This window comes from Candidatus Nitrosopumilus sediminis (assembly GCF_000299395.1).
GTDB classification, from domain to species: Archaea; Thermoproteota; Nitrososphaeria; order Nitrososphaerales; family Nitrosopumilaceae; genus Nitrosopumilus; species Nitrosopumilus sediminis.
On sequence record NC_018656.1, the window covers coordinates 952,912 to 971,397 of the forward strand.

Consider the following 18,486-nt stretch of genomic DNA (forward strand, 5'->3'; position numbering starts at 1 on the left):
TTTTCCATGTCTAAGGAGGTGATCCGACCGCAGGTTCCCCTACGGTCACCTTGTTACGACTTTTCCCTTGTCACGAACCCCAAGTTCGATAACGCCAATCAGACGTCACCTCGCTAAGAGCTCACTTCAATGAAACGACGGGCGGTGTGTGCAAGGAGCAGGGACGTATTCACCGCGCGATAATGACACGCAGTTACTAGGGATTCCATATTCGTGAGGGCGAGTTGCAGCCCTCAGTCATAACTGTGGTAACGTTTGAGGATTACCTCATCCTTTCGGATTTGAAACCCATTGTCGTTACCATTGCAGCCCGCGTGTGGCCCCAGAGTTTCGGGGCATACTGACCTGCCGTGGCCCCTTCCTTCCTCCGCATTAACTGCGGCGGTCCCGCTAATTCGCCCCACTACTCCTGAGAGTAATGGTGGCAACTAGAGGCAGGGATCTCGCTCGTTACCTGACTTAACAGGACATCTCACGGCACGAGCTGGCGACGGCCATGCACCACCTCTCAGCTTGTCTGGTAAAGTCTTCAGCTTGACCTTCATTCTGCTGTCTCTCCGGGTAAGATTTCTGGCGTTGACTCCAATTGAACCGCAGGCTTCACCCCTTGTGGTGCTCCCCCGCCAATTCCTTTAAGTTTCATACTTGCGTACGTACTTCCCAGGCGGCAAACTTAACGGCTTCCCTGCAGCACTGCATTGGCCACAAGCCAATGCATCACTGAGTTTGCATAGTTTACAGCTGGGACTACCCGGGTATCTAATCCGGTTTGCTCCCCCAGCTTTCATCCCTCACCGTCGGACGTGTTCTGGTAGACCGCCTTCGCCACAGGTGGTCATCAATAGATCAAAGGATTTTACCCCTTCCTACCGAGTACCGTCTACCTCTCCCACTCCCTAGCTCTGCAGTATTCCCGGCAGCCTGTACGTTGAGCGTACAGATTTAACCGAAAACTTACAGAGCCGGCTACGGATGCTTTAGGCCCAATAATCATCCTGACCACTTGAGGTGCTGGTTTTACCGCGGCGGCTGACACCAGAACTTGCCCACCCCTTATTCGTCAGTGTTTCTAGGACTGACAAAAGGTTCCTTTAGCAGAAACCACTCGGATTAACCTTGTCGTGCTTTCGCACATTGCAAAGTTTTCTCGCCTGCTGCGCCCCATAGGGCCTGGGTCCGTGTCTCAGTACCCATCTCCGGGCTACTCCTCTCAGAGCCCGTACCTGTAATAGTCTTGGTGGGCCATTACCTCACCAACAAACTGATAGGCCGCAGTCCCATCCTACGGCGATAAATCATTTGGAACACAAACCATTCCAGATATAGTGTTCTATCGGGCATTATTCTCAGTTTCCCGAGGTTATTCCCGTCCATAGGTTAGGTTGACTACGCGTTACTGAGCCGTCTGCCTTGTATTGCTACAATGACTCGCATGGCTTAGTATCAATCCGATAGCAGTCAGGTCCGGCAGGATCAACCGGATTCTGATTTATTTTTTGTATTTTGATTATTGAAGTACATTTGTACTTTAATTGGAATTGACGGATGCACATAATCTTCACATTTCAGATATTGATCTTGCAATCAAATCCTCATTCTTGTATGCGTAACTGGAGGCCCATGAATCACAAAGTGGCATCTTGCCATACTTCATCACGAGCGCCGCCTATTGCGTTACGTATGCAGAAGCCGAAGAATGCAGAAACCATATAAACCATACGTGAAATTATGCCTGATCGGGCAAAAAAATGTAAAAATTACATGTTTTTTTGTGGTCAATTTCGTTCAATGATGAAATAAGAATATGTCAATAGTTAAAATGACAGATCTTATTTTGAAAATTGCTTTTGAGTAGCTATCTATCAGAATACAAAAAGAAGACAAAGAGATCAGCAAAAATATTTGCAAAGTCATCAAAACTTCACGTAAATGGTGTTTCTCATAACATACGATTTTATGAACCATATCCATTTGTTGTAAAATCATCCAATGGCACAAACCTCGTCGATGTAGATGACAACAAGTATACAGATTATTGGATGGGTCATTGGTCTTTGATATTAGGACATGGGCAAAAAAATGTCAAAGAGTCATTGAAAAAACAAATTGAAAAAAGTTGGATGTATGGAACTGTAAATGAGCAGACTGTGAAATTATCAGAAATGATTTCAAAAGCAGTTCCCGTTGCTGAAAAAATTCGTTATGTTACATCAGGTACAGAAGCTACGATGTATGCAGTCAGATTAGCTCGTTCAGTAACAGAGAAAAAAATTATTGCAAAGATTGATGGAGGATGGCACGGATATACATCAGATTTACTAAAAAGTGTGAATTGGCCATTTTCAGAATCTGAGAGCAGTGGAATTGTAAATGAAGAGAAAATTGTTTCAATCCCATACAATGATTTAGAAAATTCTCTAAAAATTTTAAAAAAACATTCTAAAGATTTAGCAGGTGTGATTATTGAACCAGTTCTTGGAGGAGGCGGATGTATTCCAGCTACACAAGAATATCTTAAAGGAATTCAAGAATTTGTTCACAAGAATAATTCTTTATTTATTTTAGATGAGATTGTTACAGGATTCAGATTCAGATATGGATGTCTTTATCCCACCATGAAACTAAATCCAGACATTGTAACGTTAGGGAAAATTGTAGGAGGAGGCATGGCCATAGGAGTAATGTGTGGGAAAAAAGAGATAATGGAACAAGCAGATACCACTGGAAAGAAAAAGTCAGAGAGAAGCTATGTCGGAGGAGGAACATTTTCTGCAAATCCTGCATCAATGACCGCCGGGTTTGCTACACTCAATCTGTTAAAATCAAAAAAATCCACATATTCAAAAATAAACTCACTTGGAGAATATGCCAGAAAAGAAATTAACAAAGTATTTGATGGAAAAGTCACCATTACAGGAAAAGGCTCATTGTTTATGACACACTTTCTAAAAGATGGAATAACCAAAGTGACAAATTCTGCAGATGTAGCAAAATGTGACTCACAAATGCTTGCAAAGTATCATTTTAAGATGATTGCACATGATGGAATATTCTTTTTGCCAGGAAAACTAGGTGCAATTTCAGATGCACATTCCAAAGAGGATATCAAAAAGATGATCAAAGCATCAGAAGATTTTAGATTTTAAGAATCATTTGGAAATACTCTATTTTTCCACGAGGTTAGTTCAGTAAAAACATCAACATAGTTTTCTGATTTTATTGTCACATGAACATGGGCCAATAAAGTACCAAATTGAGCCTCAAATATCAAAGTGCATTCTTTTTTGAAAAATGGCACTGTAATTCCAATTTTTTTAAGAGCAGTGAATTTGAAATTTTCAATTTGAATTGTATTTTCTTTAATTGTAACTTGTTTTTTATTTGGGTTTTTGTTAATAGAATCATCTAATTCTTTTTTCACAGAATCATCCCAAAGTGGGCCATCCATAGGCCATCTATGAACATGAATCTTTTCACAAAGGTAGCGAATTTCATGATTAGACAATAAACAAATCAATTCTAAATACAAATTAAGCGTATCTTAATAGATTAGTTTTTTAGAAATTAGTGTTCTAATAGAGCATGGAAAAGAAAAAGGAAGAAAAGGAAGCATATGCAACAGATGACCCAACAAATACAACCGCAGAAGAGCAAGAAAACATGGCAAAAGAGGCAATAAAGAAATTCAAATCACTAGGCTAAGCCAAACTTTCATTATGTCCGGTATTAAACTACTTCTAATGTCTAAAATTTAATCTATAATTTAACATAGGAAATACTGATTTTCTCTTTTAAAGACGGGCTTTGAGAGTAATGGAATTTTACATTACTAAGAATTTGAAAAAGAGTATTTTTCACCACATTTTCCACATCTATCAATAAGACCTTTAGCAGGCTTTGTTAATCCACAAAGACCACAATATCTCATTAATCCATTTTTTACCAATTCAATATTGCATCGGCTTCTTTCTTCAGGATTATGTTGATCAGAGGGTTTGTTGCATATGGGACAAATTTCATCAAAAGACATATCATGCGAATTTGCGATCTGCATCATAATTAGTTTTCATTTTCTTGAAAATCCTGTTTCAACAATTTCATAATAGTTTTCATCTGGATGATACTTGAGGCCAAAAACTGCTTTCGTGTTTGGTTCAGGAATAAGTGTAGCATCATACACAAGTGCCGTGAATTGTTCTGTTCGTTGTCCATCAAACTTGATGTAAGAATTCACTTCAATCACACACTGAGAACGTTGAGGGTAGCCTTTATGTCCCATACAGATTTGAATAGAACCTTCTATTACTGCATCGTATTTCTCAGGGAAAGAATCCTTTGGATCATTTGTAGGAGCAACTTCGATTCTTCTGTTTTCATCAACCAGTTCTCCAACTCTTTCTTTCCAATCTATTTGTCCACGGTATATCTCTGCCACAACAATAGTAGCTACAGAACCAACTACGATTAGTACAACAATTACCAAAAGTCTAGTTTTCATTTTCTATTATCCAATAATTTTCCATCTTTAAGTTAATACAGTCAGCAATCAATTAAAGCAACTCAGAATTCATCGCAATTGTCCCCATCCTCTCTCAATCAGCTTCTTTTGAGTGTCAAGAGTTACACAAGCTGGAACTTTGTTTCCTGAATCGTCCGTTGTTTTGAAAATCAAACGCAAGCCAGGTTTGCAGTCAATTGCAAAGACTCCTGCCTTGTGTTGCTTTAGTGGTGCAAAGTCTTCAGTTACATCAAGCAGTTTTCCAATGTTGATTGTTGGTTGGCCAGTAGCGGTGTTACCTTCTTGATTAATTGTAAATGGCCAATCCACTCGTATCACACATTCTTCGTTGCTTACCCAATTGGGTTTGGATGACTTGAGCAGCATTGCTCCAAAAGTATAGTTTCCAGGCGCATATGTTTGTCTGTCGTGTGTAATGTCCTGGGTGTTTCCAGTAAAGAATCGTTTATAGCTGTCATCAGACAAGGAATTGATTTTTGTATCAGACTCTATTAGTACTGCAATATTTTCATAATCATGATAAAACTCTCCACGAAATTTTTTTGTGTCATTTCTTAGATCAAGAAGATAAGATGGGTATCCCGAACCAGAAGGCAACCCAATTTGCAAGTATTGGTATGATGTATCGTTATGATTTCCAATTACGGCAAAAAAATTATGTATAAACTCATCTATGTTCAACGGGGTTTGCTCAGATGAATCTATAGAGATAATTGCATAGTTTGGTATGTTGAACATACATGGACCTCCATCTAATTCTCGGTACTCTAGAATCCCAGATCCAAAGGAATAATGATTGTCAGAAAGTATCTTCTCAGAATTACCAATTGTGATTGCATATGAGTTCAAAAAAAACCCATTACCAATTAACAGCAGTGAAAAAACAATTGCAATGTATTTCAAGTTACAGTAAAACTCCATTGTAGTAATTCATCAGCCATACCCATTCTCAACCCATCGAGTTTTGTCTTTTAAGTATGTCGTATCAATCATACTATATGATTCACATAATTTGAAAAGTTTTCGATTATTTTACAAATCAAATACATTTGTTGTAAAGCAATTCCTATTTTTTAGTTCTTTTTACGATACGAGTTTGGGAACAAAGATGTATGCAAGCAATATTATTTCTAGACGACCCAATATCATCAAAAACCCAACTAGAATCTTTGAAAACGCATCCAAATCAATGTCAATTATTCCAACCCCCAACCCCGCAGTTGTTATGGCGCCGACGGATTCAAAGTAAGAATCAGAAAAATCATACCCTTGGTTACTCAAATGATATGCTACAGGAATTGGCGCGGTAGGAAACAGCACCATTAGAATCAGAGCAACCCAAATCTCTTTTCTATCATGTGATGGGATTTTTTGCCATTTTGTTTTTTTGAAATATTTTCTAAACTGGTAAATTTGCTGGAGACGAAATATTTTGATTCCGCCAGCTGTTGAGAATCCACATCCTCCAATAAGCATCAAAACTAGCAACAAGATCATCGGAGTAGAACCTATCCCTCCCAAGTCTATTATCTGAGTGCCTGCAGTTGTACTGGTGGCAACTACGGTAAACACAGAATCTATTTCACGTATGTCTGTGAGTACTATAAATAATAGAATTGAACCTGCCAGTATTGCAAAATAAATGCCTACTTCATGAGTTAATTTTATGGACATGAATTTTTTCCTGACAAATGCATAATGAAGGCCAAATGGTAACGTCCCAAGAATCATTCCTCCCATCAATACAAAATACTCTGGCAAAGTCAGAGTTTCTAAAATCGCAGAATCTGGCATGAATCCTCCAGTGGATAAAACACTCATTGCAATGGAGAAATCATCTACGATGTTTCGTTCTCCAAAATAAAACATCAACATGGCAATGATTACGGCATATATGGAAAACACTATGGTAATTGTTGCAAATAACTCTCGCAGTTTTGGGATTTTTCCAGAGATAAATCCCCTCATTGTCACGAGTTTACTTTCTGGATAAAACGCAGTCATTATCAGATATATGAAACTCAAACCGCCTACAAACTGACTAAAACTTCGATAAAACGTAAAACTGTCTGGAAGATCCTCTGGTGTGGAAAAAAGTGTCACGCCAGCAGTAGTGAAGCTTGATGCACTGGAAAAGAAACTGTTTGCAAACAAATCTGCAAAACTGCTTTGACCATATGGTGAAACATACAGATACGGAATTGTACCAAACAACACCAAAATGAAAAAGCTTGCAAGCACCATTATTGCAGAACCTCGCAAATTCAGAGGATGTTTGTCACCGTAAGCATTTAAGAAAAACCCTGTGATCAAAAGCAGTGCTGACATTAAAAATACTCCCGTTGCAACCTCTGTCTCATTTAGAATTGTAGCAAGTATTGATGGAATAAGCATCAAAACCCCTGCAAACTGTGTTACAGTTCCAAGATTCCATAAAATTGCTCTAAGCGAATAGTTTGTAGACGATGTAGATGCTACTTTTTGTTGTATGAGACTTGTAATTGTACGGTGATAAATCATGCCAATGATTTTGTCATCTTGTCCTGTAACAACAAGTTTCTTCAAGTTGTTATTTCTCATAATATTCAATGCCTTTGACAATGTGTCATCATGTTTGACACCTACCAAAGGAAATGTCATGATATCTTCTAATCGGGTCTTGTTTGGATTTGCGTGAGCTTCCCCAATCTTTTGCAGTATGTCCTGATCTGTGACAATTCCTATTGGGGTGTCATTATTATTTACAACAATGATCTCGTCTTTATCATTTTTTTGCATTACACCACATGCAACAGTCATTAAAGTCGAATCCAAAAGTTTCAAAAATGTGGTATTCATATGCTGAGAAACATCTCTATCCAAAATACCTCTTATTGGATTCTGGTTTGCATGTGACATGCCTTGGTGGGTTTTGTTTGAATATTAAAATCATTTTTGAATAATGGCGTCTAATGTGTAATTTTTGGGATTAATTTTGTTATTTTGAGAAAAAGAAAACTAGCCTCTTACTCTTCACAAAATAAATGAGATATGGCTTTCAAGGTTCAGTATAGATTCAAAGAAGATGATAAGGTATACACTTGTTTTTTGACTTTTGAGCAATATATGAATTTCAAAAAATTGCCAATCATACAAGAATGTATTGTGCTGAAGAAAAATCAAAAAGCGGACTATGAAGAGTATATGAAAGAGATGCAAAAGGCCATAAATCTATTGGCAAAAAATGATACTAGTCACATCCACAACTTGTCTGAGTAATTACAAACTCATAATTTCCTACGTGATACCAAGTAAGATTATCTTGTAAACTCATTTCCCATATATGGTCTGAAGAATGGAACTTTTCATGACAACTTCGGGTGTAAACTGGACATTTACTGTGACTTTGTTGTTAAAGTCAATATTCACATTATCAAACAACGACTTGAACTTGTCAACACTTCGCCTGTTCTCAGTAAATGTCTGTCCTGCTTTTATCAGCAATCCCTCTGCAATCAATGCATTGATCTTTCTATACCCTGATGTCTTTGGAATGTCTAGTTTTTCCAAGATTTCTGCAATGGTCCAAGGTTCACCAATTGATGCATTGAGAATTTTTGACATCTCATCATCACTGAATGCCTTTAGAATTGATTGATTGATTGAAGGATTCAGTATTGTAAAGCGTTTTTCGGCCATGTCTTTTTTTGACTTTATGCTGCAAATACAGTCTAAGAATTTCTTTTCCAGACCTTTTGCGCCTGATCCAAAAAATTCAGTCAAAACAGAGTCTAGTTTTTCAAATTCTTTAATTGATTGTGTGATGGATATGCCGTATTTTTCAAACAGTCTATTTTGTATGCTGTGAAATGTGGTGTCACCAAGATTTTCTTGTATTGTTTTTTCAAGGGCTGCTGCAAACAGTTGATCAATTTCAGTCATGTGGTTACAACCTTCGATAAATCACGAATTTTGCTAGTGTTATTTTGTGATGCCAAATCAAGTGCTTTTTGCATCTCATTATCTGATTGGATGTTTTTGTTATTACTGTTTATTATTTCACATTTTTCTATGATGTCCAGTTTTTTAAAATTCCTATATTGCTCATAGTTTACTTTGCAAGAATAGGAATCATAATCATCTTTGAATTTGTATTTGATTTCAAATGATGCAGGCATTGAAATTTCTGTTTTGGAAACATCTTCAATGGTCTGCTTTAACACATTCATGCTAAAGGGCTTGGATATTACAGGTATGTTTATCAATTCAAAAAGATCCGTCTTGCAATCATTTGAATTTGCCGTAACTACAATTATCTTGGCATTTGGATTTTTGTCTTTGATATTTTCTACTGCATATACCCCGTCATATTCAGGCATTGCCAAGTCTGTAAAAACAATATCTGGGGCATGTTTTTCATACAACTCTACTGCATCTTTGCCATTACTTCCTGTGGCAAGAACATCTATTTTGAGAACGTCTAGAAAATCACAAAACATGCCAAGAATGTATTGATCATCATCTATCACAATACAATTAACCATTTAGATGCCCTCCAATTTATGATACATCTTCAACATTAATCATATATTCATACTTTATATGATTATCGTAAACTAGGAAAACCCAGCATTTGGAATTGCTAAAAACAAGAATTGCATTGCACACATCAAAAGATAACGATGTTGATAAATTTTCAATAATAAAACAGAGACCTGAACATAAACACTACATGTAATCTGTGTAATGGAAGTTATGTTTATTTTCCTCATACTCTATTATTGCCTGATGAATGTCTTTTAGTTCTTTTTCATTCATTTTATCTAATAGATGATTAATTTTCAGACCGAATTTCTCAATATTTTTAATTATTTCATCAGTCATAAAAAATATCCAAAAAATAATGCATTTAAGATTTATCTTATAATACGATCATCAGATTTTTTCATATCCCTGTTTTGGGAAATTCACTAGAGATATGGATGTAAAAAAATAGATAAAATCATTTGCAGACAACCCAGATAGTATGGAGATGGCAATATCTCAGATAAGAAGAATAAGAATGGTCAGTAGCCACACATTACCTGTTGTGTATGGTCAGGGCGGAACCATAGATAAAGAGGTTAACTGATTGATTTGCGGTAAAACACCCCTTAAGAGATTAAGACGGTTAGAGTTGTGGAACTATGATGATGTGAACTAGTTTTCATTTTCTAATTCTCTACTACATAAAAATTCGTACTTGTTGTTGTTGGAAAATACTTGTTTGGTTGTTCAAATATCACAGTAATAGTGTATGTCCCAGGGTTTTTTATCGTAATGTTTCCAAATAATTCTCCACGATCATAATAATTAGTTTTGAATTCATGCATTGGCACATTAGGATCACATAGAGGCATTTGTGCCCATCCTTGTAGTTTACCATCCTCATCAGGATAACTTAGATTAATTCCTGCACACTCATGACCATAACCAGATATTACAAAATAAAAAGAATATTCTTCGCCCAACATGTATTCATCTTTGAGTCCAACTATCTCAAGGTTATATCGTTCTCGATATTTTTCTTCTATTGGATATGGTTTTGATGAATCTTTTTCTAGTTTGTCAAAATCAATAAAATGTTTTGTGTTAAGATAAAAAAATCCTCCACTGTCATTTTCTACACAGTACAGAATAGAGTCACGAATTGTTTGTGATAGTTCATAAGGTATTGGCAAATCAAAAATCAAGAGATTTTCATTAAAGTTTCCAGTTGCATGCTCATCAAGCCATCGTCCAAACCCCACACAGTCTTTCTCATCTAGAATCTTTTCAATGTCATATAGTATTTCCTTAGGCGTTAAAATTGCCCATCCGCGCTCAATCAGTTTCTCTTTTGTTTCAGGAGTTACACATGCAGGAGAGTTGTCAGACTTTTTGAATATCTGTACCAGTCCATCTTTGCATTGTATCTCATCAACTGGAATTCCAGACTGTAGTTGTTTTAATGGAGAAGTTGAAGGGATTTCAACTACATGTCCCCAAATTCCTGTAGAATTAGTCTTTACTGTTTGTTCTGATACAACACAGATTCCATCTTGAAATGTTGTTCCAGGTTCGCAGTTCTCATTGATTACTCTACCTTTGTCTTGCTCGGGTTCTGGAACAAGTCTGTCTTTGATATTAAGTACCACTTGATCATTCCATGAGCTTTTTTGCAGTTCATCAGTTTGAAAATGATGCCCCACATATGAAATACTAAGAAAGATCTTGTCATGTTCAATATGCGGATCCACATTAAGGGTTATAGGAATTCTTTTGATCTGTCCTTGCGTGATGCCTATGGAATCAACGTCAACTTTAACAAATTGTCTTGCACTGAATGGGCTAACCTCAAGTACAGGTGCAAAATTTTCCATCGCATATGGTCCAGAGGTATACCAAAACCGAATATTCATGACAGATGATTGACCTGCTACGACTTCAGATATTGGAGGATCAACACTGGAATATCCATTAAATGAATCCTCTGCAAAAGATTCAGGTACAGAAAAGATCAGGAGGAATCCAATTCCAGCAAGTATCATATGAATAGCATTCAATTAATCAAGCTGGAATTATGATATTCATAAGTACTTCGAACCTTTTACTCTCGCAGTCAAGAATAAAATAATTAGCGAGACACACGGATTGAGTCTTGGTTATTTTCGGACATTTCAGGAATTATTGTGTCAGAGACTTGAACCGTTAGATAGGTTATATCGCCTTGGGAATTTGTTAAATCAAATGTAAATGAAGATGTTTGATCTGCATTTAATTCTCCAAAGGTACAATTACGCATAGAAAACGTCCATCCTAGTTCACAAAAATCAGGAACATCAGAAAAGTAAAACCCATTACTGTCAAAAGATAGTAAAACTGTAACATCAGATACGTTTTCTGGTCCATTATTTGTAACAGAAACTGTATAAGTTCCTGTTTCACCTCGCAAGACTTTATCAGGACCATCAATAGATACTACTAGATCATATCCTGTAATACATTCTTCTGAAACTTGAAAATCAGAAACTTTAGCGAGAGATAATTGATTTTCACATGAAATAGCAGGTGGGTGATTGTTTTCTAGTGCAAAAACTCTATCTTGTAAATTATGAATAGCATCCCATATTGCTTCAAAAGGTTGTCCTTTTTGTTCCTCGGTAGCAAAGGCAATGCTGCCAGTTGCAATAGTTCCAGCAAAAAATGAAACAATAATAATTGCAATCAAAGAAGTTTTTCTCAATAATAGATGTAAGAAATGGTTTTTTTATAAACACTACTGAGTTGATTTTTAGAATAATTGACCACTTATGCCACTAAAGGTCAAATGTATCCTGTGATTACTTCCAAGTATCCATATATTTCAGGATGCAACTTGGATGCAATATCTCATTTGTATAACGTAGGCGACTCCAGTCAGATTGTATGTGAAAAATAAATCATGTTTTACATGATTTGTCGCACTAAATCATTACCGCTGCCCATTCGATTTGGAACAATCCTTGAGCGGGATTTACAAGATCAGTTTAACACTCTTTTCAATACCAATTCTAAGAATACTTGAGAAAATATTGTCCTAATTTTTACTTGATTTTAATTATATACTAAAAATATAACGTAGAATATTTAATAAAAAATAGAAAAAAAGAGTCTAAACTCTTATACTGATTTTGGATTTTGCAGTAATTGCAACTATACTTAGTATTGCAATAGACAATACCATCATAGCAACTGTACCAAACTCTGGAACAACTGTACCTATAGTATCCATTTTTTCAAGAATTGCATCTACTTGTGCATTTATTTTGGAAGTAGGTTCTCCATTTTTAATCATGTTTCGAAGATCTTCTCTCAACATGACTTCTACTTCCTCCATGAGTTCTTTTTGATCCAACTCAATTAGAGGAGCTTCAAGAAATTCATAGTTATCAAGATATGCTTTTGTGGCAAGACTTAGTGCCATATCCTTATCTCCATTACCATACTCTAGTTTTGTTTGTTCAAGTAATTCTTGAATATTTTCGACATATTCTAACAGATTATGCCCTTCATCTTCAACACCTAAAATTTCATCAATTTCGTGAATGATTCCACCTGTAAATGTTTCAACTTGTGACGGATCTGCTCTTGCGTCATAGGCTGCCCATAAATCGATGTATAACTCTTCAATTTCTTCAGCCATATGTTGATCAATGTCAGATTCTATTTCGTTGAAAATCTGCTGGGATCTCCATACAAATGCAGAGCCGTCTTGAAATTCAGCCATTTCTCCGATGATACCATCAGATACTGCCTCGCCATATTCTGCTACAGATGTATCTAGTAAAACTTTCATCAAAACAAGTTTTGTGTTTATATCGTTACTAAGATAATCTCCAACAACAGTTGAACGTGCTATTGCAACAACACCTTTTGCATCATCAATTGCTTGCTGAGCTTGTGCTCGAGATACCTTGGTGTTTGCTTTGTTCTGTAATTCCATCAATGTTTGTTGAACTTGGGCATCGAGGTTAGGATCTGATGCCTTTAGTACGGGTTTCATTGAATCATACAGTTCTGCAATAGGATGGGTTGCATGAATTAGTGCAAGCTCGGCATTTTTATCATCAAGATTTTGTTCTAATGCCCAAAAATGTCCCAGTGTTTCTTCAAGGGAAGAAGCAAATTCTATTCTTGATTCATTAGTTTCATCAAGCTCGTGAAGTATGCCATTTACTATAATTGCTACTTGTGACGGATCTGCTCTTGCGTCATAGGCTGCCCATAAATCGATGTATAACTCTTCAATTTCTTCAGCCATATGTTGATCAATGTCAGATTCTATTTCGTTGAAAATCTGCTGGGATCTCCATACAAATGCAGAGCCGTCTTGAAATTCAGCCATTTCTCCGATGATACCATCAGATACTGCCTCGCCATATTCTGCTACAGATGTATCTAGTAAAACTTTGATTAATTCTACCTTAAAGGCAGTTTCATTACTTAATTCATCTCCAACAACAGTTGAACGTGCTATTGCAACAACACCTTTTGCATCATCAATTGCTTGCTGAGCTTGTGCTCGAGATACCTTGGTGTTTGCTTTGTTCTGTAATTCCATCAATGTTTGTTGAACTTGGGCATCGAGGTTAGGATCTGATGCCTTTAGTACGGGTTTCATTGAATCATACAGTTCTGCAATAGGATGGGTTGCATGAATTAGTGCAAGCTCGGCATTTTTATCATCAAGATTTTGTTCTAATGCCCAAAAATGTCCCAGTGTTTCTTCAAGGGAAGAAGCAAAATTGGCTTTGTCTTGGAAAGATTCTGCAGATGCCACTTGGGAAAATGTAAACGTTAGAAGAACAGATGTCATTAGAAGTGTCATTATTGTAACTTTTGTCATTAGCACGTTAATTCAAGAAAGATGATTTAAAGAGTATGTGAATTCTTGGAATCTATTCTAAAAACATAGAATCATGTAAGATGAAATTTTATTTAAAGTTCTAAACTCTATAATTCAATTATTATTGACGCTCGCTCGTTTTCATCCAACTCTTGTCTGACTGCATTTAGTATTTGAGAAGAAGAAATCAAGCTAGAATAATCAATTAGTTTCAAATCATTAATCAAATAAACTTGCGGGGCAACATCATTATTTCTAGATTCCAGGAAATCATCTAATTCTTCAAGAATAGATATTTTTCCACCCTGAAAAATTTTTCCGTTTTTCAAATATTTTTTCATTTTGCCGAATCTATCAAGCACAAGTAGTGGATGACGATGTTTTTTGCTAAAAAGATGTTTTTCTGTAATATGTCCAGAAAATACCATATAATGATCAGATTCAAAACTAAGATCAGTTAATTCTTCTGAAATTTGGAGTATCTCACTGGCTCTATTCTTTGCTTCTTGTAACGTAAAGAAATTTTTTGTAGATTCTGCACTATCAAGTTCTACATTTCCAATTGCTGTAACTCTTAAAATGGATCTATCAGGAATGTACTGACTATCAATTGCAATCGATTCAGGAACTGCTCCTTTACCAATCATTATAGCATGAATTTTTTTATGAGCTTGATTAATCTGCTCAGGGGTAGGATCAATCAAAGTGTGCTCTATTTCTTCTTGTAGCATAGATGAAGCAACTCCAATAGAGGAAATTATTTCCGCATGTTTTGCTTTCTCATATTGTAATTGTAGTTGCTTTGCAACAAATGGCACTAATACAGATGCACCTCCCCCACCACCGATAATTTTTGTGGTTTGAGGGGTCAGTTTGAATTCTTTTATGATTTTACTAATAGTTTTCATAATCTCAAAGGAGGATGTTTGGATGATAGACTGAGCAATTTCAATAAATGTGATCCCAATCTCTTTGGCTAAGATTTCAATTGCTATTTTTGCAGATTCTTTGTTTGCAAATGCATAATCATTTTTATCAATCATACCTAAAGCGTTTGCAGCACATGTATTTGTGATAGCATAAAGCCCACTTTTGCACTCTATGGCTACATACTCATCATCATTTTCTTTAGGTCTTATCATGGTGATTTTTCCATTTTTCAATTCATCAGGGTCTGCAAAACAAGAGTACTTCAATCCAGCAATATGTGCACTTCTTGGACCAACCTTCCAAACGCGATTATCTTTGAGTTGAATCATACTACCACCGGCAACGCCCAAAATTCTTACATCCATTGAACGAACACATGTCGGATGATCTTTAATGGTCACATACTGAAATTCAGGTTTTCCATTTTTTATTATGCATATGTTGGTACTAGTTCCACCGACTTCAACAAAAATACCATTAGTCACCTTGAGATGAAGAAGAGCACCCGCCACACTTGCTGCAGGGCCAGACAAGATAGTGAGAACAGGTCTTGTCTTAAAAGTATCCATGCTTGTAACCCCTCCATCTCCTTTCATAATCATCAGAGGTGCATTAATTCCTGCTTCACGAATTGCTTGTTCTACAAAATTTGCAACTTGGAAAGTTTTTGGCAATACACTTGCATTTATTGCTCCAGTCAGAGTGCGAATTTCAAGACCATACGTTCCAGAAATTTCATGTGATGCAGTAGAAGGAATGTTTAGATCTGCAGCATTTTTCATAACAAATAATTCATTGGAAGGATCGTCTACTCCAAAAGATTCAGTTGCAACAATTACTTTAGCACCTTTGTTTTGTAGATTTTTAATTGTTGTTTTTACTTCTTCTTCAGAAATTAAATGCGAAGTATCTAAAAATGCATGACATGTACTGATGTCTTGATTAAAGTTAATTTTTGTATCTTGTAAATTGGTACGTTTGACTACGTCTTTTTTTTCAGGACCAACACCCATTGCAATTATTCCAACTTTAGAGGTGTCAGATTCTAAGAGAGCATTGATTGCCTGAGTTGTACTATGGGAAATTAATTCAATGTTTTCCAATTCAATTTCAGAATCATTTAATATGTTTGAGATAGTTTGGACTATTCCTTCTGAAACGCCTTTTTCAGATGAATGGGTGGTAGGTACAGTAGATTTTGAGATAATGGATCCAGTTTTAACATCTATTGCAACAGCTTTTGTAAAAGTTCCTCCAACATCAATTCCTATTCTAACTCTTTGATCATTGGACATCTTTTACGCCTCTAGATTTTCTCATGGATGCCAGTTGCTTTTCCTTGTTTGGCCTCAATACAAGTACATATGATGATGCAAGCAAATAAACTCCTAACAATATTGTCTGGGCAACTACCGTTTCTAGTGTAGGATAAATTCCAGTCATTGCTGCAAGATTGATATCTAATCTTGGAATTATTCCTATCATACTAGTGTATGGAACAATATCCAATATCTGAAGTTCACGTATTGCGTTCCCTAAAAATGCAATTGAGAGATATGCTCCAACTCCCATCGTTAATCCAAATAATGCACGCAGTGGTAATCGCTTTCCAAGTTTTCTCATTACAAAGTATAATCCAAAAAGTGATAAGATACCTAGAACAAAACCTAGACCAACATAAAATTCCATATATTTTGCAAATCCAGACATTGCTTGATAAAATAAAACAGTTTCAAATCCTTCTCTATACACAGTAAAAAATGACAACATTACAAAAACCATAACGCTGCCAGTTGTCGTAGCCTGCCAAACCTTGGCTTTTACAAACTCCATCCATTTTTTATGTTCAATTTTATTTAGTACCCAAAAACTCACGTAAAATAAAACAGCAGTTGCAGACAATGCGGCTATTGCTTCTATTAATTCTCGATTAGCTCCTGAAATTTCAATTATATATGATGCAATTATCCAAGTTATTGCAGTTGCTGCAAAAGCTGCAATCACACCATAGTAAATGTATTTTTTTAATTGATTGTGTCTTGATGCCTCAAGATAAGTCATGATTGCCCCAAGAATTAATACAGATTCTAATCCTTCTCTGAAAATAATTGCAAATGATGAAGTAAAAGCAATTGAAGGTGCCAAAGAACCCGTCCCACTAACCAATCTTTCAGATTCATCTAGATTTCTATTTATTGCAATTACAACCTCTCTGACTTTTCCCAAGTCTTCTTTTTTATCAATAAGATTTCGAAGTTCTGCAAATTGATATTCTACCTCCAAAGTAAAATCGGGGGCTATTGTTCTCAGAGGAATTTCTACAAACTCATAACTATCAAGATATGCTGTTCTTGCAGTAGCATATGCTGACTGAAAATCACCATTTTCATAAAAAATCACCACATCATCTAAAGAATCACGAATGAAATCAACTTCATTTCGAACAATAGATTTTGCTTCATCGGTGGAATCCCCCATCTTTTTGAGACCATCATCATTTGTTATCTCATTTTTAGTTAGGAGCAAGGGATTTGATGATAAATGCTCAGACACTAACGATTCAGATTTGTTAAGATCTGGAATGATTTTTTCTTCTAAAAATTGCTTTATTTCATCAGGAGATTTGTTGTTTTTTATCATATCTCGTAAATTTTCACGCATATCTATTTCAAGAGTATAAAGTAATTCTTTGTCTACCTTTTCAATTGCAGGTTCTAGATATTCAAAATTATCAAGATACGCAACTATTGCTTTTTCTTCAGCCACAACATAATTTCCTGCATCAATAGATTCAACAAGTTCATCATATAGAACATAGATGTTTTGATACAATTCGGATTGATCAAATGCAACTGTTTCAGTTCCAAGTACATCTTTTTGTATAACAGTAATCAAATTACCAACTTTGACAAAGTCCTCTCTTTTCTCAGTAAGACTGTTAAGTTCATTGAAAAAAGATTTAATTTCAAGATCAAGCCTATCATCAAAATTAGTTTCAGATAACATAGTTTCAGCTTTTTGAATTAATTTTAGTGAATATTGGTACGAGATTTCATCGTTGTTTTGAATTCCAGTCTGATATTTCTCATCAGCAATAGATAATAAATTAACAATCACATAATCGGGCAAAGATTGATCATAAGGAACTTCTAGAAGCAAATTTTGGATTTTGTCGATCTCAAATAAAACATCGGTATCAGTATCAATTTTTGAATTTAGATCAAGTAATGAAATATGAATTTCGTCTACATGTTCATACCCAGTGGTCCTTAGAATTTGGACATATTTACCAAAGATTTCTGAAGATAATGTAGAGTATTTTTTTGCGTCATCTAAATTATTAGATTTCAAACTGTCTCGAATTTGTTCTAGACCCAAAAAAGTGGAGTCTACAGCAGTTCTGATTGATGCAGAATCTTGTTCAGCGTATAAATCATCAATACAAGTTATACATGCAACAAAAACCAAAAAAACTATAATTATTCTAATTTTCATAAAGAACAAATCGAAAATGTCATAGAAGATATTTAAATTTCTGATTGATTCTACAGTCATAGAATGAAATTGCTCTAAAATTTCTAGCACTTACATTGGTTCTAAAAGATGATTCCATACATTTGAAATAACTGATTTTTTTATTACTTTGTTTACG

At 35.7% G+C, this 18,486-nt stretch carries 15 protein-coding genes and 1 rRNA gene; 2 read left to right on the forward strand and 14 right to left on the reverse strand.

The genetic code is table 11. The annotated features are described in order from the left end of the window. Positions 1 to 13 precede the first annotated feature (13 nt). Positions 14 to 1,484, reverse strand: a 16S ribosomal RNA gene (locus NSED_RS05850). A gap of 363 nt (positions 1,485 to 1,847) precedes the next feature. Here NSED_RS05850 and NSED_RS05855 point away from each other — a divergent pair. After that, positions 1,848 to 3,146 carry an aspartate aminotransferase family protein gene (locus NSED_RS05855; protein ID WP_016940294.1) on the forward strand — a complete coding sequence of 433 codons (1,299 nt, stop codon included), beginning with the start codon at positions 1,848 to 1,850 and terminating at the stop codon, positions 3,144 to 3,146. Here the strand turns inward: NSED_RS05855 and NSED_RS05860 are convergent. The 5 genes from NSED_RS05860 to NSED_RS05880 all read right to left on the reverse strand — a co-directional run bounded on the left by NSED_RS05860 (position 3,143) and on the right by NSED_RS05880 (position 7,417). Continuing rightward, positions 3,143 to 3,448 (reverse strand): hypothetical protein, encoded by a 306-nt coding sequence (locus NSED_RS05860; protein ID WP_014965330.1) that lies wholly within the window; start codon positions 3,446 to 3,448, stop codon positions 3,143 to 3,145. The two genes, NSED_RS05855 and NSED_RS05860, sit on opposite strands and share 4 nt — an antisense overlap. Before the next feature lie 381 nt (positions 3,449 to 3,829). Further along, positions 3,830 to 4,030, reverse strand: coding sequence for a hypothetical protein (locus NSED_RS05865; protein ID WP_026090108.1), 201 nt, complete (start codon positions 4,028 to 4,030; stop codon positions 3,830 to 3,832). 36 nt (positions 4,031 to 4,066) lie between these two features. Further along, complete coding sequence (locus NSED_RS05870) at positions 4,067 to 4,498, reverse strand: hypothetical protein (protein ID WP_014965332.1); 432 nt, start codon at positions 4,496 to 4,498, stop codon at positions 4,067 to 4,069. 69 nt (positions 4,499 to 4,567) lie between these two features. Further along, on the reverse strand, positions 4,568 to 5,422 hold the full coding sequence (locus NSED_RS05875; RefSeq protein WP_014965333.1) for a hypothetical protein: 855 nt from the start codon (positions 5,420 to 5,422) through the stop codon (positions 4,568 to 4,570). Positions 5,423 to 5,602: 180 nt separating this feature from the next. Further along, entirely contained in the window at positions 5,603 to 7,417 is a 1,815-nt protein-coding gene (locus tag NSED_RS05880) for a potassium transporter TrkG (protein ID WP_014965334.1), read from the reverse strand. A 132-nt stretch (positions 7,418 to 7,549) separates the two neighbouring features. On the opposite strand from NSED_RS05880, the gene NSED_RS05885 reads away from it, so the two are divergent. Continuing rightward, positions 7,550 to 7,777: a hypothetical protein gene (locus tag NSED_RS05885; protein WP_014965335.1), complete on the forward strand. Its 228-nt coding sequence runs from the start codon at positions 7,550 to 7,552 to the stop codon at positions 7,775 to 7,777. A 51-nt stretch (positions 7,778 to 7,828) separates the two neighbouring features. Here NSED_RS05885 and NSED_RS05890 read toward each other — a convergent pair whose 3' ends face one another. The 8 genes from NSED_RS05890 to NSED_RS05920 all read right to left on the reverse strand — a co-directional run bounded on the left by NSED_RS05890 (position 7,829) and on the right by NSED_RS05920 (position 18,329). Next, positions 7,829 to 8,440 (reverse strand): helix-turn-helix domain-containing protein, encoded by a 612-nt coding sequence (locus NSED_RS05890; RefSeq protein ID WP_014965336.1) that lies wholly within the window; start codon positions 8,438 to 8,440, stop codon positions 7,829 to 7,831. Beyond that, entirely contained in the window at positions 8,437 to 9,042 is a 606-nt protein-coding gene (locus NSED_RS05895) for a response regulator transcription factor (RefSeq protein ID WP_014965337.1), read from the reverse strand. The genes NSED_RS05890 and NSED_RS05895 overlap by 4 nt, the downstream gene beginning before the upstream one ends. Before the next feature lie 184 nt (positions 9,043 to 9,226). Continuing rightward, positions 9,227 to 9,382: a hypothetical protein gene (locus NSED_RS10515; RefSeq protein ID WP_016940289.1), complete on the reverse strand. Its 156-nt coding sequence runs from the start codon at positions 9,380 to 9,382 to the stop codon at positions 9,227 to 9,229. A 329-nt stretch (positions 9,383 to 9,711) separates the two neighbouring features. Beyond that, the gene (locus NSED_RS05900; protein ID WP_232212395.1) at positions 9,712 to 11,082 is read right to left on the reverse strand and encodes a hypothetical protein; all 1,371 of its coding nucleotides are present in this window, start codon (positions 11,080 to 11,082) and stop codon (positions 9,712 to 9,714) included. A gap of 71 nt (positions 11,083 to 11,153) precedes the next feature. Then, positions 11,154 to 11,762 carry a CARDB domain-containing protein gene (locus tag NSED_RS05905; RefSeq protein ID WP_232212394.1) on the reverse strand — a complete coding sequence of 203 codons (609 nt, stop codon included), beginning with the start codon at positions 11,760 to 11,762 and terminating at the stop codon, positions 11,154 to 11,156. 408 nt (positions 11,763 to 12,170) lie between these two features. Then, complete coding sequence (locus NSED_RS05910; protein WP_014965340.1) at positions 12,171 to 13,904, reverse strand: PEFG-CTERM sorting domain-containing protein; 1,734 nt, start codon at positions 13,902 to 13,904, stop codon at positions 12,171 to 12,173. A 107-nt stretch (positions 13,905 to 14,011) separates the two neighbouring features. Continuing rightward, positions 14,012 to 16,129, reverse strand: coding sequence for a hydantoinase/oxoprolinase family protein (locus NSED_RS05915; RefSeq protein WP_014965341.1), 2,118 nt, complete (start codon positions 16,127 to 16,129; stop codon positions 14,012 to 14,014). Further along, positions 16,119 to 18,329: an FTR1 family protein gene (locus NSED_RS05920; protein ID WP_232212393.1), complete on the reverse strand. Its 2,211-nt coding sequence runs from the start codon at positions 18,327 to 18,329 to the stop codon at positions 16,119 to 16,121. The genes NSED_RS05915 and NSED_RS05920 overlap by 11 nt, the downstream gene beginning before the upstream one ends. Between the last annotated feature and the right edge of the window lie 157 nt (positions 18,330 to 18,486).

Excerpts from the sequence above, each read along its gene's own strand:
- NSED_RS05870 (WP_014965332.1), bottom strand. The coding sequence starts at position 4,498 with ATGAAAACTAGACTTTTGGTAATTGTTGTACTAATCGTAGTTGGTTCT.
- NSED_RS05895 (WP_014965337.1), bottom strand. The coding sequence starts at position 9,042 with ATGGTTAATTGTATTGTGATAGATGATGATCAATACATTCTTGGCATG.
- NSED_RS05865 (WP_026090108.1), bottom strand. The coding sequence starts at position 4,030 with ATGTCTTTTGATGAAATTTGTCCCATATGCAACAAACCCTCTGATCAA.
- NSED_RS05910 (WP_014965340.1), bottom strand. The coding sequence starts at position 13,904 with ATGACAAAAGTTACAATAATGACACTTCTAATGACATCTGTTCTTCTA.
- NSED_RS05880 (WP_014965334.1), bottom strand. The coding sequence starts at position 7,417 with ATGTCACATGCAAACCAGAATCCAATAAGAGGTATTTTGGATAGAGAT.
- NSED_RS05885 (WP_014965335.1), top strand. The coding sequence starts at position 7,550 with ATGGCTTTCAAGGTTCAGTATAGATTCAAAGAAGATGATAAGGTATAC.
- NSED_RS05920 (WP_232212393.1), bottom strand. The coding sequence starts at position 18,329 with ATGAAAATTAGAATAATTATAGTTTTTTTGGTTTTTGTTGCATGTATA.
- NSED_RS05915 (WP_014965341.1), bottom strand. The coding sequence starts at position 16,129 with ATGTCCAATGATCAAAGAGTTAGAATAGGAATTGATGTTGGAGGAACT.
- NSED_RS05860 (WP_014965330.1), bottom strand. The coding sequence starts at position 3,448 with ATGGATGGCCCACTTTGGGATGATTCTGTGAAAAAAGAATTAGATGAT.
- NSED_RS10515 (WP_016940289.1), bottom strand. The coding sequence starts at position 9,382 with ATGACTGATGAAATAATTAAAAATATTGAGAAATTCGGTCTGAAAATT.
- NSED_RS05890 (WP_014965336.1), bottom strand. The coding sequence starts at position 8,440 with ATGACTGAAATTGATCAACTGTTTGCAGCAGCCCTTGAAAAAACAATA.